Raw genomic sequence first — 19,751 nt, forward strand, 5'->3', positions numbered from 1 at the left:
CATTAATTATGAGTATTTTCAAACTAAAGATAAATTTCGAAGAAGAAGGAAAAACACCTGTTGAATTGCCAATTGCAGCTGGTGAAGATGTACTAGATGTGGTTTTAGATAACGGAATAAAGTTACAACATAACTGCGGAGGCGTATGCGGATGCAGTACATGCCATATCTATGTAACCAAGGGAATGGATAACATCCAGGAAATTTCAGAAAAAGAAGAAGACTTTGTAGATCGTGCAGTTAGACCAAAAATTACATCGCGACTAGCTTGCCAATGTGTGGTTTTAGATGGAGATATCGAAATTACAATTCCAGATCAGTCTGGATTTTTAGGACACTAAGCGATTACGATTTTAGATTTACAAATTACGATTACTTTGGCAGTTCCAAAAATCAGTTAACCGATTAAACTAATCAACTGTTACCCTACTTTAAACATTCAAACTTTACAACATTAACATGAACAACGATAAATTTGCATTGCCTATCCACTGGAACGATTACGAGGATATTGCCCTTGAACTTTACGAAAAATTCGGTGATGAATTTGACGAGGCAAAAATCTACAGAATCAGATTCACTGAATTGCTTGAATGGGTTTTAACACTTCCAAACTTTGCCGGAACTAGGGAAGAGTGTAACGAAGGGCATTTGGAGCAAATCCAATCTGCTTGGGTTTACGAGTGGAGAGATAACCAATAATTATTTAAGGATCAGGAAATAGGCTTTAGTAGCTCATTTAGCTTAAAGCTAAAGTAATCGACTAGTTAGCCAATGAATATTTTTTATGCTTCAAAACCTTAAAAATATTACCACCTTTATTTTTGATGTGGATGGTGTGCTTACCAACGGCACAGTAATAGCTACCGAAACTGGCGAACTACTCCGATCTTTCAATATTAAAGATGGATACGCACTTCAATTAGCGGCAAAGAAAGGCTATCACATTTGTATTATTTCTGGAGGCAAAGGCGTGGCTATGAATAAACGTTTTGAAGGTTTAGGCGTAGCCGATGTTTTCTTAGGAGTGAGCAATAAAATTGAAGTGTTCCACAACTATCTTCAACAAAAGGGACTATCATCTACTGAAGTGCTGTACATGGGCGATGATATTCCGGATTTGGAAGTTATGAAATTAGTGGGCATTGCTACTTGCCCTGCTGATGCTGTTGACGAAATTAAAGCCGTAGCCCACTACATCTCACCAAAAAATGGCGGTGAAGCTGCTGCCCGAGATGTGATTGAAAAGGTGCTTAAAGTACGTGGCGATTGGAATGGAAACATTCCCTCAGCTGCCGAAGCAAGTAAGTAGTATCAATCAAAGTAGTGGTAAATTAAAACTAGTAACCCTACAAGCATCTGAGTATTTTAGGTTCCCATCAGTAATAAATGCCAACGTAAATGCATTTAACATTATTTAACCTTTTATATTTCAAAATGGATTAAACCTAATCCAAGTTTTACCATCCAAAAAGAAACGTAAAACAATATAAACATGAAAAAATTAATGATGATTTGCGGGCTATTATTTGGTATGGTGGCTTTCGCTCAAGCACAAGATGGTGGCCGTCCAATGGGTGGACCAGGTGGAAGAATGGGTATGGATCCGGAAGCTAGGGTAAAACAACTAGATGAAAAACTAAAATTGAGCGCTGATCAAAAAACTAAATTAACTGCTATTTTCACTGAACAAGCAGAAGCGCAGAAAAAAGCTCGTGAAGAAGCGCAAGGTGGCGGCGATAGAAAGGCGATGATGGAAAAAATGCAAAAAATGAGAGCTGATTTAGAGACCAAAATTACATCGGTTTTAACCGAAGATCAGAAAAAAACTTATACAGCGATGCTTGAAGAGCAAAAAGCTGAAATGCAAAAAAGAATGGAAGAGCGCAGAGGTGGCAACTAATTTACCCACTAAAATTTTATATTAGCAAAAGCGGCAAATTAGCCGCTTTTGCTATTTTTGTACAAATTTGTATCAAATGTTAAAGCTTAGCCTTCCAGTTATTCTCGCTTCGAAATCCCCACGCCGGCATGAATTGTTAAACTTAATGGGACTTGATTTTTCCGTTGAGTTGAAAGATGTTGACGAAAGCTTTCCCGCTGAATTAAGTCCAGCGGAGATTGCAGTTTACATCGCTGAAAAAAAAGCTAGTGCTTTTGAAGGAAATCCGAATGCGATAGTAATTACTGCTGATACTATAGTAGCCATTAACGGCGAAATACTAGGAAAACCTAGCGACCACGCTGAGGCTAGAAGCATGTTGAACAAACTTTCGGGCAGCACACATGAAGTTTTCACAGGCGTAAGCATCAACCACAAAGGAAAACTAAGTTCATTTTACGATCGCACAGAAGTTTTTTGCAGAAAGATTAACCACGACGAAATTGAACATTACATCAACAACTTCCAACCATTTGACAAAGCTGGAAGTTATGGCATACAAGATTGGTTTGGACTTACCGTTGTTGAAAAAATAGTGGGGTCTTACACCAATGTAATGGGATTGCCTACCGAAAAACTATATCAGTACTTATTAAAGATTAGCTAGCCAAAGTTGGCTTTTTCACGCTAAACAATAATAAAACGCTGCCTATTAGCAAAATAATCCAGCCCCATTCAAAGTGAATTGTTTTGCCTAACAAGTTATCAGCTATTTTGAAATTGAAGTAATGTGTTGATTTAAAATATACGGCTACTGCCATTAAGATTACCCAGCCAAACATCACCCTTGTTAATATTTTAAATGCCCTTAACTGCCTAACAAAAAAACTCAATCCCATTAATGCCACCAAAGCATAGGTAATTAGAAATAGCCTAACATCTGTTTTATATAGTGTCCAACTTACCAACTTAAAAATAATCTGAACCTGAAGTATTGGACAAAAAGCGGCAATTAGCAACAAAAACAGCCCTATTAAGGCCATCGGTTTATTTACAACTAGCATAATAAAAAGTTAAAGCGCTAACTTAAGGAAATTGATTGAGCTTTGCTATGATGTGCTATAATTTTTGGAGCCCATTTCCTGATTACCTCCTCAATTTCGGCCGGTTTAAAAGGCTTTGCGATGAAATCTTGCATGCCGGCTTCTAGGCACTTATCCCTGCCGTCGCCCAGGGCATTTGCCGTTAAAGCTATTACCACGGGATATTCATACACACGATAATGCTTTCTAATTTCAGTGGTAGCAACTGTACCATCCATAATGGGCATTTGCATATCCATGAAAATCAAATCAAAATCTTCCTGCTTTACAATTTCAAGCGCCAGCTGCCCGTTCGAGGCCTTTTTACAAGAATAACCCAATTTACTTAGCGTCTTAGTAATCAGCATCAGGTTCACCTCATTATCGTCAACGGCCAAAATCCTCAAAGGGTAAGATCCCGAAAGTTCTTGATCCAAGATATGTTGTTCTCTTTCTACAGGAGCCGGCTTCACCTTCCTGGTTTGAAACATTTCCTTTGTAACGATGTAGAATGTAAATACAGAGCCTATGCCTACTTCACTACTTACTTTTACCTTCCCAGACATCATTGAAATAAGGTTATAAGCAATGTTTAAACCTAGTCCCGTACCGCCATATTTACGAACGCTGGTTTGATCCACTTGCACAAAGGGCTTAAACAACAACTTAATCCTTTCTTCCGCAATTCCTATCCCCGTATCTTTAATGCTGAAACCCAAACGTATATTTCCGTTATCCTCTTTGTCGATTACCTTACACTCCAAGCTAATATTTCCTTTATTGGTAAACTTGTGCGCATTGCTCAAAAAGTTCAACAAAACCTGTTTCAGACGGAAGGCATCCGCATATACCAATTCTGGTACAGCTTCATCAACAGTAAAATTAACCCTCAGCTGGTCGTTAGATTTTGGGAAACCATCAAAAACTTCAGCTATAAGCCTCCTAACATCAACAGAAGTTTGGTTCAACTGAATTTTTCCAGCTTCTATCTTCGAAAAATCAAGCACATCATTTACTATGCGCAATAAAGCTTCCGCACTATTATGAATTGTTTTCGCATAGTCTTTTTGCTCCTCAGTTAAAGCGCCTTGTAAAAGCAAGTTCGACATTCCTAGTACACCATTCATCGGTGTCCGTATTTCGTGACTGATCATTGCCAAATACTCTGATTTGGCGTTATTAGCTAACTGGGCAGCCAATTTAGCGTTGGAGATTTCTTTTTCGTGAGCAATTTGCTTTTCAAGCGACTTTCTTGATCGGTAATAAATCAGCGTATTCATTGCCAAGATCAAAATCCCTATGCCAATTACCAAATATGCTAATTGCTGGTGCATTTTGGCATTTTGTTGACTTTTAGCGTGTAAGTCTTCCGTATCAGCCTTAACAAATGGATAAAGCAAACGCTGCGTAACTACAACTTCGCCAAAATTTCTCGGTACTGCCGGAAAAATACCAGTTTCTAGCAGTAACTCTAGCTGCCTTTTATAGAAACTTTCCTCGTTTTCTAAGCTCGCCAGTACTACTTTAGCATCGCTCTTGTAATTTTCACTTTCTTCTAAATACTGCGCTAAAAATGCCTTATTTTTTGATAATGAATTCAGGTAAGATTTGAGGCTATCGATTTTGGTAGAATCAGCACTGGCAATTTGAAGGTAAGCATGACTACACTGCTCCAAGTTTCTATTGAGTGCAACAAGAGATGCCAACTGCTGTTCTTTTTGACTTAGATAGTTAGCATTGTCTCTATTGGCAATCAGCAAGTAAATGCCTGCACCTATTAACACTAAAATGAGCAACAACTTTATAGCAAAGTTTGCAAGTAACTGTTTCAACGCTGGTGAGCCCATTTTTATTTATCGATAGCTAAGGTTAGGAAAAAATTAGCTCTGATTATCGATACCCATTTTTTCAGCAAAATGAGCACAGTAATCTCGCAAATCTTCCACAATATTTGTTTCACCTGTAGCCCTCAAAAAGGTATCTCCCATAGTTTGCAACGTTTCATAGAAAAAACGTTTCATTTCGTCCACAGGCATGTCTTTAGTCCACAAATCAATTCTCATTGAGTTTTTATAATTATGGTCCCAAAGGGCTAAAATCATTGCTTTAGCGGCTACTTTCTCCGCATTTTGCGAATCTGTAGATTCCCAAAGCAAATTTTCAGGTACATTTTTCTCATCTAGCTCAACTGTAATCTTGATCTCAGCTTTTTTCATCTTATTATAATGGTTATTTTGTTTTATCCGAACACACTTAATTTCAAGACCAAAACGAACAACACAGTGAGCAAAATAAGCATCAATTGTGTCATCCAAAGTCTTGCCAAACTTGGAATAAATTTTCTAAAAATTTGATCGCAGAGCAGCGATACAAAAAAAACGAGTATGCATAAAGCAATTAGTGGATTTTTAAACTCATGATTTCCAGCTCCCAAAATCCACTCCTTTTTTGCGATTAAACCACCTACAGCCATAATACTTAAGGCCGAAATAATATTTAAAGGTGTAAGTTTTACTTTCAATTTACCTGCGTTTTTTATTTTTAGATGGGTAACTTTTTTTATTATTTTTTTTTGTAGGTGAGGTGTATTGTTTCTTCTTCTCATGGAAAGCTCCCTTGAAGTCGGGATTTTCTTTCCTCTTTTGGGCATCAATTTCCCTTGCTATAGCTTGACGCTCGTCAAAAGGCGTTTCTTCTATAAAAATAGACTGTGGAATTTCTTCCTCATCAATTTTCTGCCTAATTAATTTCTCGATTTTATCAATGTAGTATCTCTCTGCTTCATTGTAAAAAGTAATGGCTATACCTTCATTAAATGCCCTTCCTGTGCGACCAATTCGGTGTACATAATCTTCGGTAACGATAGGTACATCAAAGTTAATTACGTGGCTCACTTCGCTTACATCTATTCCTCTAGAGGCTACATCTGTAGCTACTAAAATTCTAACGTTACCTTCTTTAAAACTATTGATAGAATTGATACGTGTATTTTGCCCTTTGTTGGCATGAATTACCCTAACTGCATCTTCACCAAACCTACGAGCAATAAAGTTATTGATATTGTCTGCGACCGTTTTCGTTTTGCAAAAAATAATCAGTCGCTTAAATTCATCATCCTTTAGCAAATGCGCTAGCAAATTAATTTTTGTCTTGAAATTAGGTACTGCATACATCTTTTGCGTAACTGTTTGTGCAGGAGTTGCTTGTGCGGCTACCTCAATTGTTAAGGGATTTTTAAGAAAATCGCCCGCAATTTTATGCACCAAATCACTCATCGTAGCTGAAAACAGCAAATTTTGACGCTTGCGAGGAACTACTTCCAATATACGGTGGATGGAACCAATAAAGCCCATATCCATCATTTTATCAGCTTCATCAAGCACTAAAAATTGCAAGCTTCTGGTATTGATATCGCCTGTAAGGTACAAATCCAAAAAACGCCCCGGTGTGGCCACCAAAATATCCAAGCCTTTGGCAATTTGTTCCTTTTGCGTTTTTGGCCCTATGCCACCAAAAATTACTACAGTGCGTAAATCGGTATAAGTTGAAAATAAACGCACCTGTTCCTCAATTTGAAGGGCCAGCTCACGAGTTGGCACCAAAATCAATGCTCTTGGGTTTTCACCTTGTGCATATTTGAGTTTCATTAACATAGGCAGCACGTAAGCGGCCGTTTTTCCAGTGCCGGTTTGTGCAATGCCAAATAAATCTTGACCAGAAAGTACCGGACCAATTGCTTTTTCTTGTATAGGTGTAGCTTCTGTAAAACCTGCTTCCTCTACTGCGTTAAGTATTTGTCTATTTAGCTTGAATTCTTCGAATTTTTTTGGCATAGCTGCGAATTTACGATTTATTAACTGGAAGTCCGAAGTTTGCAGCTTTAAAGTATGTAAGATGACACGCCACCAACTGGCCGCAACCAAGCTTTACAGACTTTTCGAACTTCCCTACTTTATCATTAACTTTACCAACATGAGCACTATCCTTATTAAAGCAGCTAATATTGTAAACGAAGGCCAAATTTTCACTTCAGATTTATTGATTAAAGACGGTCGTATTGAAAAAATTGCCTCTCAAATTGATGTGGTTGCCGATTTAGAAATTAACGCCGAGGGACTTCACCTCCTACCTGGGATGATTGACGACCAAGTTCATTTTCGGGAACCTGGATTAACACATAAAGCAGATATTTTCACAGAAAGTATGGCCGCTGTTGCTGGAGGAATTACCTCATTTATGGAAATGCCCAATACCGTACCTAATACGCTAACACAGGATTTACTAGCTGATAAATATGCCATTGCAAAGCAAACTTCACTAGCCAATTACTCCTTTTACATGGGGGCAAGCAATGATAACATTGAAGAAGTACTTAAAACTGACGCCAAAAATGTGTGTGGGATAAAAGTATTCATGGGATCATCAACCGGAAATATGTTGGTAGACAATGAAAAAACGCTAGAACACATTTTCAGCAAAGCGCCTATTTTAGTGGCTACCCATTGCGAAGACGAAGCTACAATTAGACACAACCTAGCAGTTTATAAGGAAAAGTACGGGGAGGATATTACCATCGATATGCATCCTTTAATTAGAAGTGTTGAAGCATGTTATAAATCGTCGTCATTAGCTGTAGAGCTAGCAAAACGCTACCAAACCCGATTACACATATTACATATTTCCACTGCAAAAGAAGTAACTTTATTCGATCATACTTTGCCACTTGCAGAAAAACGAATTACTGCAGAAGCCTGTATTCATCACCTTTGGTTTAATGATAAAGATTACGCTACCAAGGGTAATTTCATTAAATGGAATCCGGCGGTTAAAACAGCGGCTGACCAGGCTGGGATTTTACAGGGGCTATTGGACGATAGAATTGATGTTATTGCTACCGATCATGCGCCGCACACTATAGAAGAAAAGAATCAAGGTTACCTACAAGCGCCATCTGGCGGGCCACTGGTACAACATGCGCTACCAGCATTGCTTGAGATGCATTTGCAGGGCAAAATCACTTTGGAAAAAATAGCCGAAAAAGCAGCTCATAACGTAGCGGTTTGCTTCAACTTAAGCGAACGTGGTTTTATCAGAGAAGGCTATTGGGCAGATTTGGTACTGGTAGATTTAAACGATACTTTTAAAGTGACTAAACTTAATACCCTATACAAATGTGGTTGGTCGCCATTTGAAGGAGATACCTTTAAAGCAAGCATTACACACACTTTTGTATCCGGAAATTTAGCCTACCAAAAAGGCAAATTCATGACTAGCGAAACGGGCAAACGTTTAACTTTTGATCGATAGTTAAAAATTCAGATTTAAATTGATGTTACAAAAAAAGACGAAACTGCTGATTGTCCTAGCTGTACTTAGTATTGCTATTTTTAGCTTCGGTTTTTTTCCGGAAGCTGTTGAAACTTATTACAGCAAGCAGTTTTACCCGGTCATATCTATTATACAGCGTGGTGTATCATCGTTTTTACCATTTGCAATTGGCGATTTTCTTTATCTAATTTTAATACTGCTTGTTATTAAAAGTATTGTGTCTTTCTCAAGCAAACAACGAAAAGTTAAAGCAGATTATGCCAACTTTGCATTGAAGAGCGTCAATTTTTTATTACTGATTTATATCTCTTTTAAACTTTTGTGGGGGCTAAACTATTCGAGGCCAAGAATTAACGAACAATTGCAAATCAGTAACGAGCCCTATCAAAAGGAGCAGTTAATAAACTTAAGTTCACTTTTCATTAAAAAACTTAGCGCCTTAAACAAGTCAATAGATACCAGCCAATTTGAATACGACCCAGAGGAACTTGCTAGTATTGCTACCGACACCTATAATCAACTAGCGGAACTGCAACCTTTTTTCACTTACAAATATCCTGCGGTTAAACCTGTAAACAACTCGTGGTTAACTAGTAAAATGGGAATTGAAGGTTATTACAACCCGTTATCTGGCGAAGCCAATATTAACCAACGATTGCCAGTATTTGTACTTCCATTTGTAACCTGCCATGAAATTGCACATCAATTGGGCGTAGCCAAGGAAGATGAAGCGAACTTGGTTGGCTATATTGTTGCTTCCAATACGGATAATGCAGAATTTAAATTTTCCGCTTATTACAACATGTTACGGTACGTACTTGTAGAGATTAGATTGAAATATCCGGAAGATTACAATAACATCATCACCAAAATTCCAGCTCCGCTAATGGATAAATTCAAAGCAGAAAGGGAGTTTTGGGCCAAATATAACGGTGCGATGTCGGTTTATATGAGCAAAACCTTCGATCAAATTTTAAAGCTCAACAATCAGCAAAAAGGAATCAAAAGCTATCAGGATATTGTACTTTGGTTGGTGAACTATCACAAGAAAGACCTTTAATTTAAGTGCTGAAAGTGTTTAACCGTGTATCGCTTCTCTGTTTCCGTAACTTTTAATCAGGTTCCCTTCAAACTCCAGCCATTCTTTCCAACGCTTTTCTACATCCACATCAATGGTGTATTTTCGAGCAAAATTGAGAAATGTAGTGTAATGGGTGGCTTCAGAAACCATCAGTTCGTGGTAAAACTTGGCTAATTCTTTATCTTGGATATTTTGAGAAAGCACTCTAAATCTTTCGCAACTTCTCGCTTCTATCATTGCGGCAAATAGCAACCTGTCAATAAAAGCTTGGTTCCTACTTCCATCTTTCTTGCTAAACTTCACCAACTGACCAACGTAGTCGTCCTTGCGCTCTCTGCCTAAAGTATAACCACGTTCCTTAATGATATTAATTACCATTTGAAAGTGTTGCAATTCTTCCAAAGCAATAGCGGTAAATTCATCAACCAAATCTTGATGTTCCGAATTTTGGGTAATTAAAGTGATGGCATTGCTAGCTGCCTTTTGTTCGCACCAAGCATGGTCGGTTAAAATTTCTTCTAAGTTAGTTTCCGCAATATTGGCCCAACGTGGGTCGGTAAGTAGTTTTAGTCCTAGCATGGCCGCAAAATTAAGAATTTATATGGTTGTAAGCATTTAAAAATTATAAAGCTGGAATTGATATCGAATACATTTTGCTGCCCTTCCGTTGATATTTAACAAATTATTGGGAGTTAAATTGTTTTATAGAAGAATAACAATAGCGAAATAAATCTGTGCATCTGTGACCAATAAACTGCAACTTTGTATCATGGCAAGAAAAGTTTTATTCATCGGATTGGTTTGGCCCGAACCTACTTCATCAGCAGCTGGCACTCGAATTATCCAGTTAGTTGAATTGTTTTTAGCCAATGGCGATGAATTACATTTTGCCTCAGCCGCATCTAAAAGCGATTTCAGTTTCGATTTATCCTCCCTTGGAGTTAACGAACATGCCATTGTGCTCAACCATCATTCTTTTGATACTTGGGTTACGGCACTAAACCCCGACATTGTAGTGTACGATAGGTTTATGATTGAAGAACAATACGGTTGGCGGGTACAGCAACATTGCCCCAACTGCCTGCGTATTTTGGATACCGAAGATTTGCATTTTTTGCGTTACGCAAGACAACAAGCCTTGAAGCGTAACGAAGCCGTAAATCTAATTAACGATGTTACCAAAAGAGAAATTGCTTCCATTTTACGTTGTGACCTATCACTAGTCATCTCATTTAAGGAAATAGAAATTCTTAAATCCTTTAATATTAATGAGGATTTATTGTACTATCTCCCATTTTTAGAAGACAGCATTACTTCGGTACAAAATCACCCTAGTTTTGATCAAAGAAAGGATTTTGTATTTATCGGCAATTATTTACATGAGCCTAACTGGCAAACATTGCAATATCTTAAAACAACTATTTGGCCTTTGTTAAGAAAAAAGCTACCCAATGTTTCGTTACATATTTATGGTGCATACGCTGGAGATAAGGTGATGCAACTTCATAACGCAAAAGAAAATTTTATCGTTCATGGCAGGGCCGAAAATGCTAGGGAAACCATTGCAAAGCATAGAATATTGCTAGCTCCGCTTAAATTTGGCGCAGGTGCCAAGGGTAAATTTATTGACGCTATGCAAACAGGAACACCAATTGCCACTACAAGTGTTGGCGCCGAAGGTATGACAATGGAATTAGCTTGGCCGGGAGTGATTAGCGATGACTTAGACACGTTTTTGACCCAGGTACTAAACTTATATCATGATCAAACGGAATGGCTGAAAGCACAGCAATGTGGATTTGAAATTATTGAGCAGATGTATGCAAGAAGTACTTTCGAAAAACCGTTTATGGATGAGCTTTCGCAATTAGAAAATAGCCTTTCAACGCATCGTAGGAAGAATTTTTTAGGTGAATTGCTGCATCACCACACTTTACAAAGCACTAAATATTTATCCCTTTGGATAGAAGAAAAAAATAAGCACTTAAGTAACACCAACTGAAATTAATTGAACAAATAAAATCTTAGCACATGAGCTCGAAAAACTTAAAGGAACTTAGCGAACAAGAACTTAAGCAACAACTTAAAAAGATAAAAAATAGTAAAATTATAGATGCCGGACTTGTTGGATTGACCATTGGCGTTGTAGTCTACAGTGCGGTGGCAAACGGCTTCAGCTTCTTTACTTTTTTCCCGCTGATAATTACTTATGCGGTTGTTAAAAATTCGAAAAACAACGCCATTTTAGAAAAGGAAATTGAACGCGAAATTCAATCAAGACAATAATTTACCGAATAGCTGCAAAAATCTTTACGCAAAAAAAACTGTCTAAAAACCAATCTTCATTTTTTTATACATGAAGGACTGGAATTTAGACAGTCGTTTTAAATTTTATTTGAATTGTTATACGTTGAATCTGAAGTGCATGATATCACCATCTTCAACCACATAAGCCTTTCCTTCAACACCCAATTTACCTGCTTCTTTACATGCATTTTCTGAGCCTAGCGTTACAAAATCATTGTATTTGATAACCTCGGCACGGATGAAACCTTTCTCAAAATCGGTATGGATTACACCAGCCGCTTGCGGCGCTGTGAAACCTTTGGTAATTGTCCATGCTCTCACTTCCTGTACTCCAGCAGTAAAGTAGGTGTACAAATCAAGCAATCTGTATGCTGCTCTAATTAACTTGTTCACGCCTGATTCATCTAAGCCTAAATCCTGCAAAAACATTTGACGTTCATCGTAGCTTTCTAGTTCAGCAATTTCCGATTCGATTTTAGCAGAAATAACCAATACTTCTGCATCTTCATCAGCCACTGCTGCTTTCACTAAATCTACATACTTATTACCACTCACTACTGAGCCTTCATCTACGTTACAAACGTACATTACAGGTTTCTGCGTTAGCAATCCCAAACCAGCAATCTCTTCAAAATCTTCTGGTGTAATTGGCGCAGTACGTGCTGACTTCCCGGTTTCCAGGTGAGTTTTTATTGCAGAGAGAATATCAAATTCCTTCTTTGCATCTTTATCGTTCTTCGCCTGCTTTTCGATTTTTTGGATGCGCTTAGTTACCGTATCTAAGTCTTTCAGCTGAAGTTCAGTATCAATAATTTCCTTATCACGGATTGGGTCAACAGAGCCATCAACGTGGATAATATTGCCATCATCAAAACAACGCAACACATGGATAATAGCATTTGTTGCCCTGATGTTGCCTAGAAATTGGTTACCTAGCCCCTCGCCCTTCGATGCGCCTTTTACTAAACCAGCAATGTCAACAATTTCTATAGTATTAGGAACTACACGTTGTGGATTTACTAATTCTGCCAATTTATTTAAGCGTTCATCTGGAACTGTAATTACACCCACGTTTGGTTCAATAGTACAAAACGGGAAGTTAGCAGATTGCGCTTTTGCGTTTGATAAACAGTTAAATAAAGTAGATTTCCCCACATTAGGTAAACCAACTATACCACATTGTAATGCCATGTTTTATTTTACGATTTTAGATTTACGATTTTAGTTTGGATAGCCCTCTAAAATCAAGCCGCAAAGATAGTTAATTGTTTCGTTAGTGCAATGGCTGTTGGATAGTTGGTTTTTTGGTTTTTTGGTTGTTTAGTTGTTTGGTTTTTTAGTTGTTTGGTTTGTAATCAAGCATACCTACAAGCTTAAAACTGATTCCTGACAACTGACCCCTGACCCCTGACAACCAATCCCTGACCACTTATTCCTGCCCTACCATTTCCCACTTCAGTAAAAAATACCTAGTTTAGCAACAAACTAAAAAAAATGGAAGAGCAACAACCCCAAACAGACCAACAGCCTAAATTGATTGTGACAGAAGATATGCGCAGCTATATTTATGACATGGCAAAATGGGCTAATTTTCTTGGAATAGTTGGATGCATCTTCGCTGTTATAATGTTTATGGCCGCTTTAACACTAGGGCCAGCAATGAATGCTAATCCAGAAATGGCGAAGATGCTAGGTCAGTTGGGCGCTATGGACAGCACAACCATTAGTATTGTATTTCTATTTTACGGCTTATTAATTTTCTATCCAAGTTTTTTAATGCTGAGATATGCCAGCAAAGCCAAAAATGGCGTTTTGTATGGTGAACAAGCTAATTTAGACGAGGCAATGTCAAAATTAAAATCGCTATTTAAATACTACGGCATATTGGCAATCATCTTTATTGCTATGTATTTAATGATGCTTTTTTCAAATATCGCCGGACTAGCCTAGTGATATTTATCCATTCCTTTTGCAGGTTCCCATTTACTTTTAGGCTCGAAATAATTCCATAGCATTTTACTTAAACTCCTAATCAATACCTCTCCTTCGTTTTCATAGCGCCATTGCACGTCTTTTTGATTATTCGTGATAACACAGAAAACATAATCACCGTGAGGAGCATTTACCAATACCACCTCTGAACGTGAAGCATTAACGGCACCTGATTTTGAAGCAACTTGAACATAAGGTGGAATTTCAGATAGGGCCTCCTTATCAAAATAAATGCGGATCAGGTTTCTATAAATACGTTCTGAAGCGGAGGGACTAATCATTTTACCCTCTCTAATTAAGGTAAGCAGCGTAGCCATTTCACGAGGTGTAGTTTGACCCCAACCATACTTACGTTGATTTGCTTGTCGATCAGGCGTACGGGAGTTCACACGAGTGTATTGTAATCCGTATTTTTCCATTAGCTGATTGATGGCCACACCTGTTCCGGCCAAACTTTGGCACCACAAGCTTGCTGTATTATCGCTGGTGGTAATCATTAGCATCAGTACTTTAGCAAGCCAAATTTTTTCACCGCTTTTAAATGAGCCCAAAATATCTTCCCCTGCATACAAAAGGCTGTCTTTATAAACCAACTGCGTATTGTAATTCAACTCCCCTTTTTCAATCTTATCAAAAATTCCGCAAGTAATTGGCACTTTGATCATACTTGCTGTAGGAAAAATGCTATCAGCATTTAGCGTTGCAATTTTTCCAGTCTTTAAGGATTTTACGTATATGCCAACATCTCCATTGAAACCTTTTGCAAGCTCATTGATCATTTTATTGAGTTTGGCATCTACTTTCTCCGTTTGAGCAAAAGCGGTGAAGGACAAGAGGCTACATAGGAAAAATGCGTAGAATTTCTTCATCATATTTTAAGGATTTTTACCGCCATTGCAAAAAATGACGAATCTAGATCAAAAAAAAATCCCTTCCAACTGGAAAGGATTTCTTTTTATTTTTATCGTTTAGAACGAAAAATCGTCATCTGTTTTCGCTGCATATTCTTGGTTATCAGAATATTCGTAGCGTTTTTCAACTACTTCTTGGCGAGATTTGATATAATCAACAGTTTCGGTTAAGCCTTCTGTAAACTTCTCGAAATCTTCTTTGTACAAGAAAATCTTGTGTTTTACAAAAACGCCATCCTCTAATCTTTTCTTACTCTCGGTTAACGTAAGGTAGTAATCACCTGAACGTGTAGCTTTTACATCAAAAAAATAAGTACGTTTACCAGCTCTTACTTTCTTCGAAAAAACCTCTTCTCTCTCTTTGTTGTCGAAATCTCCCATTTTATTGTGTGTGTAGTGTGGTTTTGGTTGGGGTAAATATAATGTAATAATTTCCAACTTTCAAAATAGAAGTAGTAGTAATTGTGTTTTTTTTGATATTTTAAGAATTTTCTTCTTCTAATAGTTGATTCTGATACATTTCAGCATACATTCCATTCAAATTGAGCAGTTGCTGATGAGTTCCTTCTTCTACAACTTTTCCATTATCTAACACCAATATTTTATCTGCATTTTTAATGGTTGAAATGCGGTGCGCAATCAAGATACTCGTTCTTCCGCTCATCAATTTACCTAAATTGGATAAAATCTCTTCTTCTGTCTTGGTATCAACTGCCGATAGACAATCGTCAAAAACCAGCATTTGCGGCGATTTGATTAACGCCCTTGCAATAGAAACGCGTTGTTTTTGCCCTCCCGAAAGTGTAATGCCACGTTCGCCCAACATGGTTTCAAACTGTTGGTCGAAACCGACGATGTTATGATAAACTGCGGCATTCTTTGCAGCGTTGGTCACTTCCTCATCACTCACACTATCCAAACCAAACGCAATGTTGTTTTTAATGGTATCCGAAAACAAAAACACTTCTTGTGGCACGAACCCAATTTGCGAGCGATATTGCTGCAAATTCAACTGCTTAGGAGATTTGCCCTCTACAAAAATCTCTCCTGATGACACGTCGTACATCCGCATAATTAAATTGGCCAAAGTAGATTTTCCAGAACCTGTTCGTCCAATTATCGCTACAAATTCACCGCTTTTAATCTCAAAACTTACATTTTTTAGCGCTTCAATTCCTGTATCCGGATAAGTAAAACTTACATTTTTAAAGCTGATATTACCTTGCAATTGCACCTCTTCACCGCCTGAATTGATATCTGGAACTAGGTGTAAAAATTCGTTGATACGTTTTTGCGAGGCCGCGGCACGTTGTATTAGTGTAGTTACCCACCCCAGCATGGTTACCGGAAAAGTTAACTGATTAACGTAAAAAATAAACTCAGCTATATTTCCGGGAGTAATTGCGCCATCAATCACCTTGTTTCCACCAATGTAAATGGTTAAAATGGTACTTAACCCTACCAGTAGCAACATCGCTGGGTAAAAGAAAGCTTGTACTCGCACCAAATCCATCGAGTTACTTTTGTAAGCATTGCTTTCTTTTGCGAAGATATCTTGAGCATATTTTTCGCGTACGTAAGATTTGATTACCCTGATGCCCGAAAATCGCTCCTGCACAAAACTGGATAGCCTTGAAAGTTGCTCTTGAATTTTTTCACTTTTATGGTTGATGATGGTGTTGACATGGTAAATAACTACCACCAAAATAGGCAAAGGCAACAAGGTATAAATTGCTAAAGTGCTATTTACCGAAAACATGAAGTAAATAACCAAGCAAGATTGCACTGTGGTATTGATGGCATACATAATTGCTGGACCAACGTACATGCGCACCCTATTCACATCTTCAGTAGCTCGGTTCATTAAATCGCCTGTATTGTTGCGACGATAAAATCCTAAACTGAGCTTCTGGTAGTGCGCATATATCTCATTTTTCATGTCGTACTCAATATGCCTAGACATTAAAATGATGGTTTGTCGCATAAAAAACAAAAACAATCCCCGAATGAGGTAAAGCGCTAGAATTAGTGCACCAAAAAACAATAAGCTGTAACTGAAAATATTGTAAACTATTGCTTGGCGATCAAAGCCAGCATACAACCTATACACCTGAATATTTTCGGTAATTAAATCAAAAGCCTGACGTATCACCTGCCCAGGAACAGTTCCAAAGATATTTGAAATCACCACGAAAATTATTCCCGGCAAAATTCGCCACTTGTATTTGACAAAATATTTATTGAGAAAGAAAAGGTGTTTCATGGTGCGGCAAAGTTAGTGAATTAGTTGGTTGGTTTTTTGTTCATTTGTTCATTGGTTCATTGGTTCATTGGTCATTAGTTCATTGGGCATTGGTTATTGGTTCATTGATTATTGCTTATTAGTTATTGTTTATTAGTTATTGGTCATAGTTTTGTTTATTTAAAATACGCTTAGCTTAAATGATTTTTTTGTTTTAGCTTTGCAGCGTAGGTTCCAACAGTTATTTGCTATGCCAGAAAACAATTCTTCTAACCCCTCGATATTAGAGCAATTAAGCCTCTCTGGCCATAAGAAAGTAGTTTTTTGTAATGATGTAGCTACTGGATTAAAGGCGATAATTGCCATACACGATACCACTTTAGGCCCTGCATTAGGTGGCGTTAGGATGTGGAACTACAACTCTGAGGCCGAAGCTCTTGAAGACGTTTTACGCTTATCTAAAGGCATGACCTACAAAGCTGCTGTTGCCGGCTTAAATGTTGGTGGTGGCGCAGCCGTAATTATAGGCGATTCAAGAAGGCAAAAAACTGAGGCTTTAATGCGTAGCTTTGGGCGTTTTGTTAAAAACCTTAACGGCGAGTTTATCGCTGGCGAAGATGTAGGCACCACCGTACGTGATATGGAATACATCCGCATGGAAACCCAGCACGTTACAGGCGTACCTGAATCATTAGGTGGCGCTGGAAATCCGGCACCTTATTCGGCAAAAGGTGTTTACCTAGGAATTAAGGCTAGCGTAAAAGAAATTTTCGGTACCGATGAACTTGCTGGTCGCTCGGTGGTGGTGCAAGGCACAGGAAACGTGGGCGAACACTTGGTTGAACTGCTACGCAATGATAATGTAGAGGTTTACGTGAGTGATATCAACGAAGATCGTATGCGTGTAATTGCTAGGAAATACAAGGCCAAAGCAATTGATGCAGATAAGATTTTCACCATCGCAGCCGATATTTATGCTCCATGCGCTTTAGGAGCAACCATTAACGATAAAACCATTAAAACCATGAAATTTGCCATTATTGCCGGCTCGGCAAATAACCAACTGGCAAATGAGGGAATCCATGGACAGTTACTTCACGATAAAGGCATTTTATATGCGCCCGATTACCTGATCAATGCTGGAGGCATCATCAGCTGTTACTCGGAGCTTACCGGCTACGGCAGGAAACGTACTATGCAGTTGATAGATAACATTTACGATGCTACACGCGAAGTAATTAAATTATCCAAAGCAGAAAATATGCCTACTAACTTAGCTGCAGGCCGTATTGCCGAAAAACGTATCGAAGACATTAAAAAAATCAAATCATCATATTAATTTACATTTTATAACACACAAGAGGTAATTTTACCGCAATCGTTCTTACATTCATGTTAAACAGAAGGCACCTTAGAATCAAAGCCCTGCAAAATATCTTCGCTTGGCACACTACTGAAAAAAAAGACAGCATCGGCAGTCAGAAATTATTAATGAAAAGTATTGATGAGGTATATCAGATGTACATTTCCATGTTAGCTTTAATAGTTGACGTTACTGATTACACCGCCCATGATGCTATCGAAAGAGCCAATAAGCATTTGCCAACGGCCGAAGATTTAAATCCAAATCAAAAATTATTGCACAACAAATTTGCTAACGTATTAAAACATAACCCAGAGTATGTTGCAGCCGTTAACAAATATCAAATCAACTGGTTTTCAGACCCTGAATTAGTTAAATCTGTTTTCAATAAATTAAAAGAAAGCAAGGAATATCAAGATTATTTAGCGGAAGATTTTGAAGAAACTTTAGAAAGCTCTAAAGAAATCATCAAGTTTATTTTCCGTAAAATGTTATTGAAAAACGTTAACGTTGTACAAATCTTCGAAGATAAATTTATCAATTGGCCTGTAGATAGAGAGGTGATGCAAGGCATGGTAGCAAAAACTATCAAAAACTTTGAGTCTGAAGATCCTTTGAAAAACAAACTGACGCCAATTAGTGCAGACTGGACAGAGGACAGCACTTTTGTGAAGGATTTATTTGCCTACACCTTAAAAAATGACGATAAATACCAGGAGTTAATTGCAGAGAGGACAAAAAACTGGGAGTCGGAACGTATTGCATTAATGGATACCATCTTGATGAAAATGGCCATTTGCGAGCTGATGAACTTCCCTTCTATCCCTGTAAAAGTTACCATTAACGAGTACTTAGATTTATCAAAAGATTACAGTACACCGAAAAGTAATACGTTTATAAATGGTATCTTGGACAAGATTTTAAATGATCTGAAGAAAAATAACAGCATTAAAAAAATCGGTAGAGGATTAATTGAGTAGCTTTTCTGAAATAAGCTTAGATTTATCCACACCAACTTTAAAAGAAAGCAATAATGAAAAAACTTTTTTTTGTAGCCATTTGCGCAGCAGCATTTACCGCTTGCCAAAACAATAGTAAAACTACTGAAGCAACAAACAACGAAGTAGCGGTAGCAAACCAATCTAACAGTTCAGAAAATTCGGCAATTGCAGATCCTGACGCTCCGAAGGTACAGGTTGAGAAAGCAGTTTATGAGTTTGGCGAAATTAAGCAGGGCGAAAAAGTAAGCTATACCTTCAAGTTTAAAAATGTAGGTAAAACGCCTTTAATCATTACCAACGCTTCAGCTACTTGCGGTTGCACACAACCAGAGTATCCAAAAGAGCCAATTAAACCTGGTGATGAAGGGACAATTAACGTAACCTTTAACAGCGCTGGAAAAGAAGGATTGCAGGATAAAGTGGTAACTATTACCTCTAACGCAAACCCTGCCTTTGAACAATTGCATTTGGTGGGCAACGTTAAAAAATAGCATTTAATAACAGGTTGCCGTGGATATTGATAAAATCTCGGCGAACCATTAACCAATAAAATAAATTAAAT

General features: G+C 37.9%; 23 protein-coding genes. 13 read left to right on the forward strand and 10 right to left on the reverse strand.

Annotated elements, in window-relative coordinates:
- The first annotated feature begins 8 nt into the window (after positions 1 to 8).
- The 5 genes from DUT68_RS14930 (at position 9) to DUT68_RS14950 (ending at position 2,549) form a co-directional block, all read left to right on the forward strand.
- On the forward strand, positions 9 to 341 hold the full coding sequence (locus DUT68_RS14930) for a 2Fe-2S iron-sulfur cluster-binding protein (protein WP_113639018.1): 333 nt from the start codon (positions 9 to 11) through the stop codon (positions 339 to 341).
- Positions 342 to 459: 118 nt separating this feature from the next.
- The gene (gene iscX / locus DUT68_RS14935; RefSeq protein ID WP_113639019.1) at positions 460 to 702 is read left to right on the forward strand and encodes a Fe-S cluster assembly protein IscX; all 243 of its coding nucleotides are present in this window, start codon (positions 460 to 462) and stop codon (positions 700 to 702) included.
- A gap of 85 nt (positions 703 to 787) precedes the next feature.
- On the forward strand, positions 788 to 1,312 hold the full coding sequence (locus DUT68_RS14940) for a KdsC family phosphatase (RefSeq protein WP_113639020.1): 525 nt from the start codon (positions 788 to 790) through the stop codon (positions 1,310 to 1,312).
- Between the two features lie 183 nt (positions 1,313 to 1,495).
- Positions 1,496 to 1,903, forward strand: coding sequence for a hypothetical protein (locus DUT68_RS14945; protein ID WP_113639021.1), 408 nt, complete (start codon positions 1,496 to 1,498; stop codon positions 1,901 to 1,903).
- Positions 1,904 to 1,979: 76 nt separating this feature from the next.
- On the forward strand, positions 1,980 to 2,549 hold the full coding sequence (locus DUT68_RS14950) for a Maf family nucleotide pyrophosphatase (protein WP_113639022.1): 570 nt from the start codon (positions 1,980 to 1,982) through the stop codon (positions 2,547 to 2,549).
- Here DUT68_RS14950 and DUT68_RS14955 read toward each other — a convergent pair.
- Genes DUT68_RS14955 through DUT68_RS14975 form a run of 5 tightly spaced genes read right to left on the reverse strand, consistent with a single transcriptional unit; the run spans position 2,542 to position 6,797 of the window.
- Positions 2,542 to 2,946, reverse strand: coding sequence for a hypothetical protein (locus DUT68_RS14955; RefSeq protein WP_113639023.1), 405 nt, complete (start codon positions 2,944 to 2,946; stop codon positions 2,542 to 2,544). The genes DUT68_RS14950 and DUT68_RS14955 overlap by 8 nt on opposite strands.
- A 17-nt stretch (positions 2,947 to 2,963) precedes the next feature.
- Positions 2,964 to 4,796 (reverse strand): response regulator, encoded by a 1,833-nt coding sequence (locus DUT68_RS14960; RefSeq protein ID WP_198659607.1) that lies wholly within the window; start codon positions 4,794 to 4,796, stop codon positions 2,964 to 2,966.
- Between the two features lie 48 nt (positions 4,797 to 4,844).
- Positions 4,845 to 5,180, reverse strand: coding sequence for a gliding motility protein GldC (gene gldC, locus DUT68_RS14965; RefSeq protein WP_113639025.1), 336 nt, complete (start codon positions 5,178 to 5,180; stop codon positions 4,845 to 4,847).
- A gap of 23 nt (positions 5,181 to 5,203) precedes the next feature.
- The gene (locus DUT68_RS14970) at positions 5,204 to 5,485 is read right to left on the reverse strand and encodes a hypothetical protein (RefSeq protein ID WP_113639026.1); all 282 of its coding nucleotides are present in this window, start codon (positions 5,483 to 5,485) and stop codon (positions 5,204 to 5,206) included.
- A gap of 1 nt (position 5,486) precedes the next feature.
- Positions 5,487 to 6,797, reverse strand: coding sequence for a DEAD/DEAH box helicase (locus DUT68_RS14975; RefSeq protein WP_113639027.1), 1,311 nt, complete (start codon positions 6,795 to 6,797; stop codon positions 5,487 to 5,489).
- A 139-nt stretch (positions 6,798 to 6,936) separates the two neighbouring features.
- Here DUT68_RS14975 and DUT68_RS14980 point away from each other — a divergent pair, with 139 nt between their 5' ends.
- Positions 6,937 to 8,271, forward strand: a complete 1,335-nt coding sequence (locus DUT68_RS14980; RefSeq protein WP_113639099.1) for a dihydroorotase — start codon at positions 6,937 to 6,939, stop codon at positions 8,269 to 8,271.
- A gap of 22 nt (positions 8,272 to 8,293) precedes the next feature.
- Complete coding sequence (locus tag DUT68_RS14985; RefSeq protein WP_113639028.1) at positions 8,294 to 9,352, forward strand: DUF3810 domain-containing protein; 1,059 nt, start codon at positions 8,294 to 8,296, stop codon at positions 9,350 to 9,352.
- Positions 9,353 to 9,370: 18 nt separating this feature from the next.
- Here the strand turns inward: DUT68_RS14985 and DUT68_RS14990 are convergent, their stop codons facing one another.
- On the reverse strand, positions 9,371 to 9,952 hold the full coding sequence (locus tag DUT68_RS14990) for a MiaE family protein (RefSeq protein ID WP_113639029.1): 582 nt from the start codon (positions 9,950 to 9,952) through the stop codon (positions 9,371 to 9,373).
- A 190-nt stretch (positions 9,953 to 10,142) separates the two neighbouring features.
- Between DUT68_RS14990 and DUT68_RS14995 the strand changes: the two genes are divergently transcribed.
- Both DUT68_RS14995 and DUT68_RS15000 read left to right on the forward strand, forming a co-directional pair.
- Positions 10,143 to 11,375, forward strand: a complete 1,233-nt coding sequence (locus DUT68_RS14995) for a glycosyltransferase (RefSeq protein ID WP_113639030.1) — start codon at positions 10,143 to 10,145, stop codon at positions 11,373 to 11,375.
- A gap of 29 nt (positions 11,376 to 11,404) precedes the next feature.
- Positions 11,405 to 11,659: a hypothetical protein gene (locus DUT68_RS15000; protein WP_113639031.1), complete on the forward strand. Its 255-nt coding sequence runs from the start codon at positions 11,405 to 11,407 to the stop codon at positions 11,657 to 11,659.
- Between the two features lie 117 nt (positions 11,660 to 11,776).
- Here the strand turns inward: DUT68_RS15000 and ychF are convergent, their stop codons facing one another.
- Positions 11,777 to 12,871 carry a redox-regulated ATPase YchF gene (ychF, locus tag DUT68_RS15005; RefSeq protein WP_113639032.1) on the reverse strand — a complete coding sequence of 365 codons (1,095 nt, stop codon included), beginning with the start codon at positions 12,869 to 12,871 and terminating at the stop codon, positions 11,777 to 11,779.
- Between the two features lie 303 nt (positions 12,872 to 13,174).
- On the opposite strand from ychF, the gene DUT68_RS15010 reads away from it, so the two are divergent.
- Positions 13,175 to 13,630, forward strand: a complete 456-nt coding sequence (locus DUT68_RS15010; protein WP_113639033.1) for a DUF5362 family protein — start codon at positions 13,175 to 13,177, stop codon at positions 13,628 to 13,630.
- Here the strand turns inward: DUT68_RS15010 and DUT68_RS15015 are convergent.
- The 3 genes from DUT68_RS15015 to DUT68_RS15025 all read right to left on the reverse strand — a co-directional run bounded on the left by DUT68_RS15015 (position 13,627) and on the right by DUT68_RS15025 (position 16,846).
- On the reverse strand, positions 13,627 to 14,544 hold the full coding sequence (locus DUT68_RS15015; RefSeq protein ID WP_237088351.1) for a serine hydrolase: 918 nt from the start codon (positions 14,542 to 14,544) through the stop codon (positions 13,627 to 13,629). The two genes, DUT68_RS15010 and DUT68_RS15015, sit on opposite strands and share 4 nt — an antisense overlap.
- Positions 14,545 to 14,640: 96 nt before the next feature.
- Entirely contained in the window at positions 14,641 to 14,964 is a 324-nt protein-coding gene (locus tag DUT68_RS15020) for a DUF3276 family protein (RefSeq protein WP_113639035.1), read from the reverse strand.
- A 100-nt stretch (positions 14,965 to 15,064) separates the two neighbouring features.
- A complete protein-coding gene (locus tag DUT68_RS15025) occupies positions 15,065 to 16,846 on the reverse strand; it encodes an ABC transporter ATP-binding protein (RefSeq protein WP_113639036.1) in 1,782 nt (593 codons plus the stop codon).
- A gap of 229 nt (positions 16,847 to 17,075) precedes the next feature.
- Here DUT68_RS15025 and DUT68_RS15030 point away from each other — a divergent pair, with 229 nt between their 5' ends.
- Genes DUT68_RS15030 through DUT68_RS15040 form a run of 3 tightly spaced genes read left to right on the forward strand, consistent with a single transcriptional unit; the run spans position 17,076 to position 19,680 of the window.
- Entirely contained in the window at positions 17,076 to 18,164 is a 1,089-nt protein-coding gene (locus tag DUT68_RS15030; protein ID WP_113639037.1) for a Glu/Leu/Phe/Val family dehydrogenase, read from the forward strand.
- A 53-nt stretch (positions 18,165 to 18,217) separates the two neighbouring features.
- Positions 18,218 to 19,168 carry a transcription antitermination factor NusB gene (nusB, locus tag DUT68_RS15035; RefSeq protein WP_113639038.1) on the forward strand — a complete coding sequence of 317 codons (951 nt, stop codon included), beginning with the start codon at positions 18,218 to 18,220 and terminating at the stop codon, positions 19,166 to 19,168.
- 53 nt (positions 19,169 to 19,221) lie between these two features.
- Positions 19,222 to 19,680, forward strand: coding sequence for a DUF1573 domain-containing protein (locus tag DUT68_RS15040; RefSeq protein WP_113639039.1), 459 nt, complete (start codon positions 19,222 to 19,224; stop codon positions 19,678 to 19,680).
- Positions 19,681 to 19,751: the final 71 nt, after the last annotated feature.

The sequence above is a fragment of the Pedobacter zeaxanthinifaciens genome, assembly GCF_003313335.1.
Taxonomy (GTDB): Bacteria; Bacteroidota; Bacteroidia; order Sphingobacteriales; family Sphingobacteriaceae; genus Pedobacter; species Pedobacter zeaxanthinifaciens.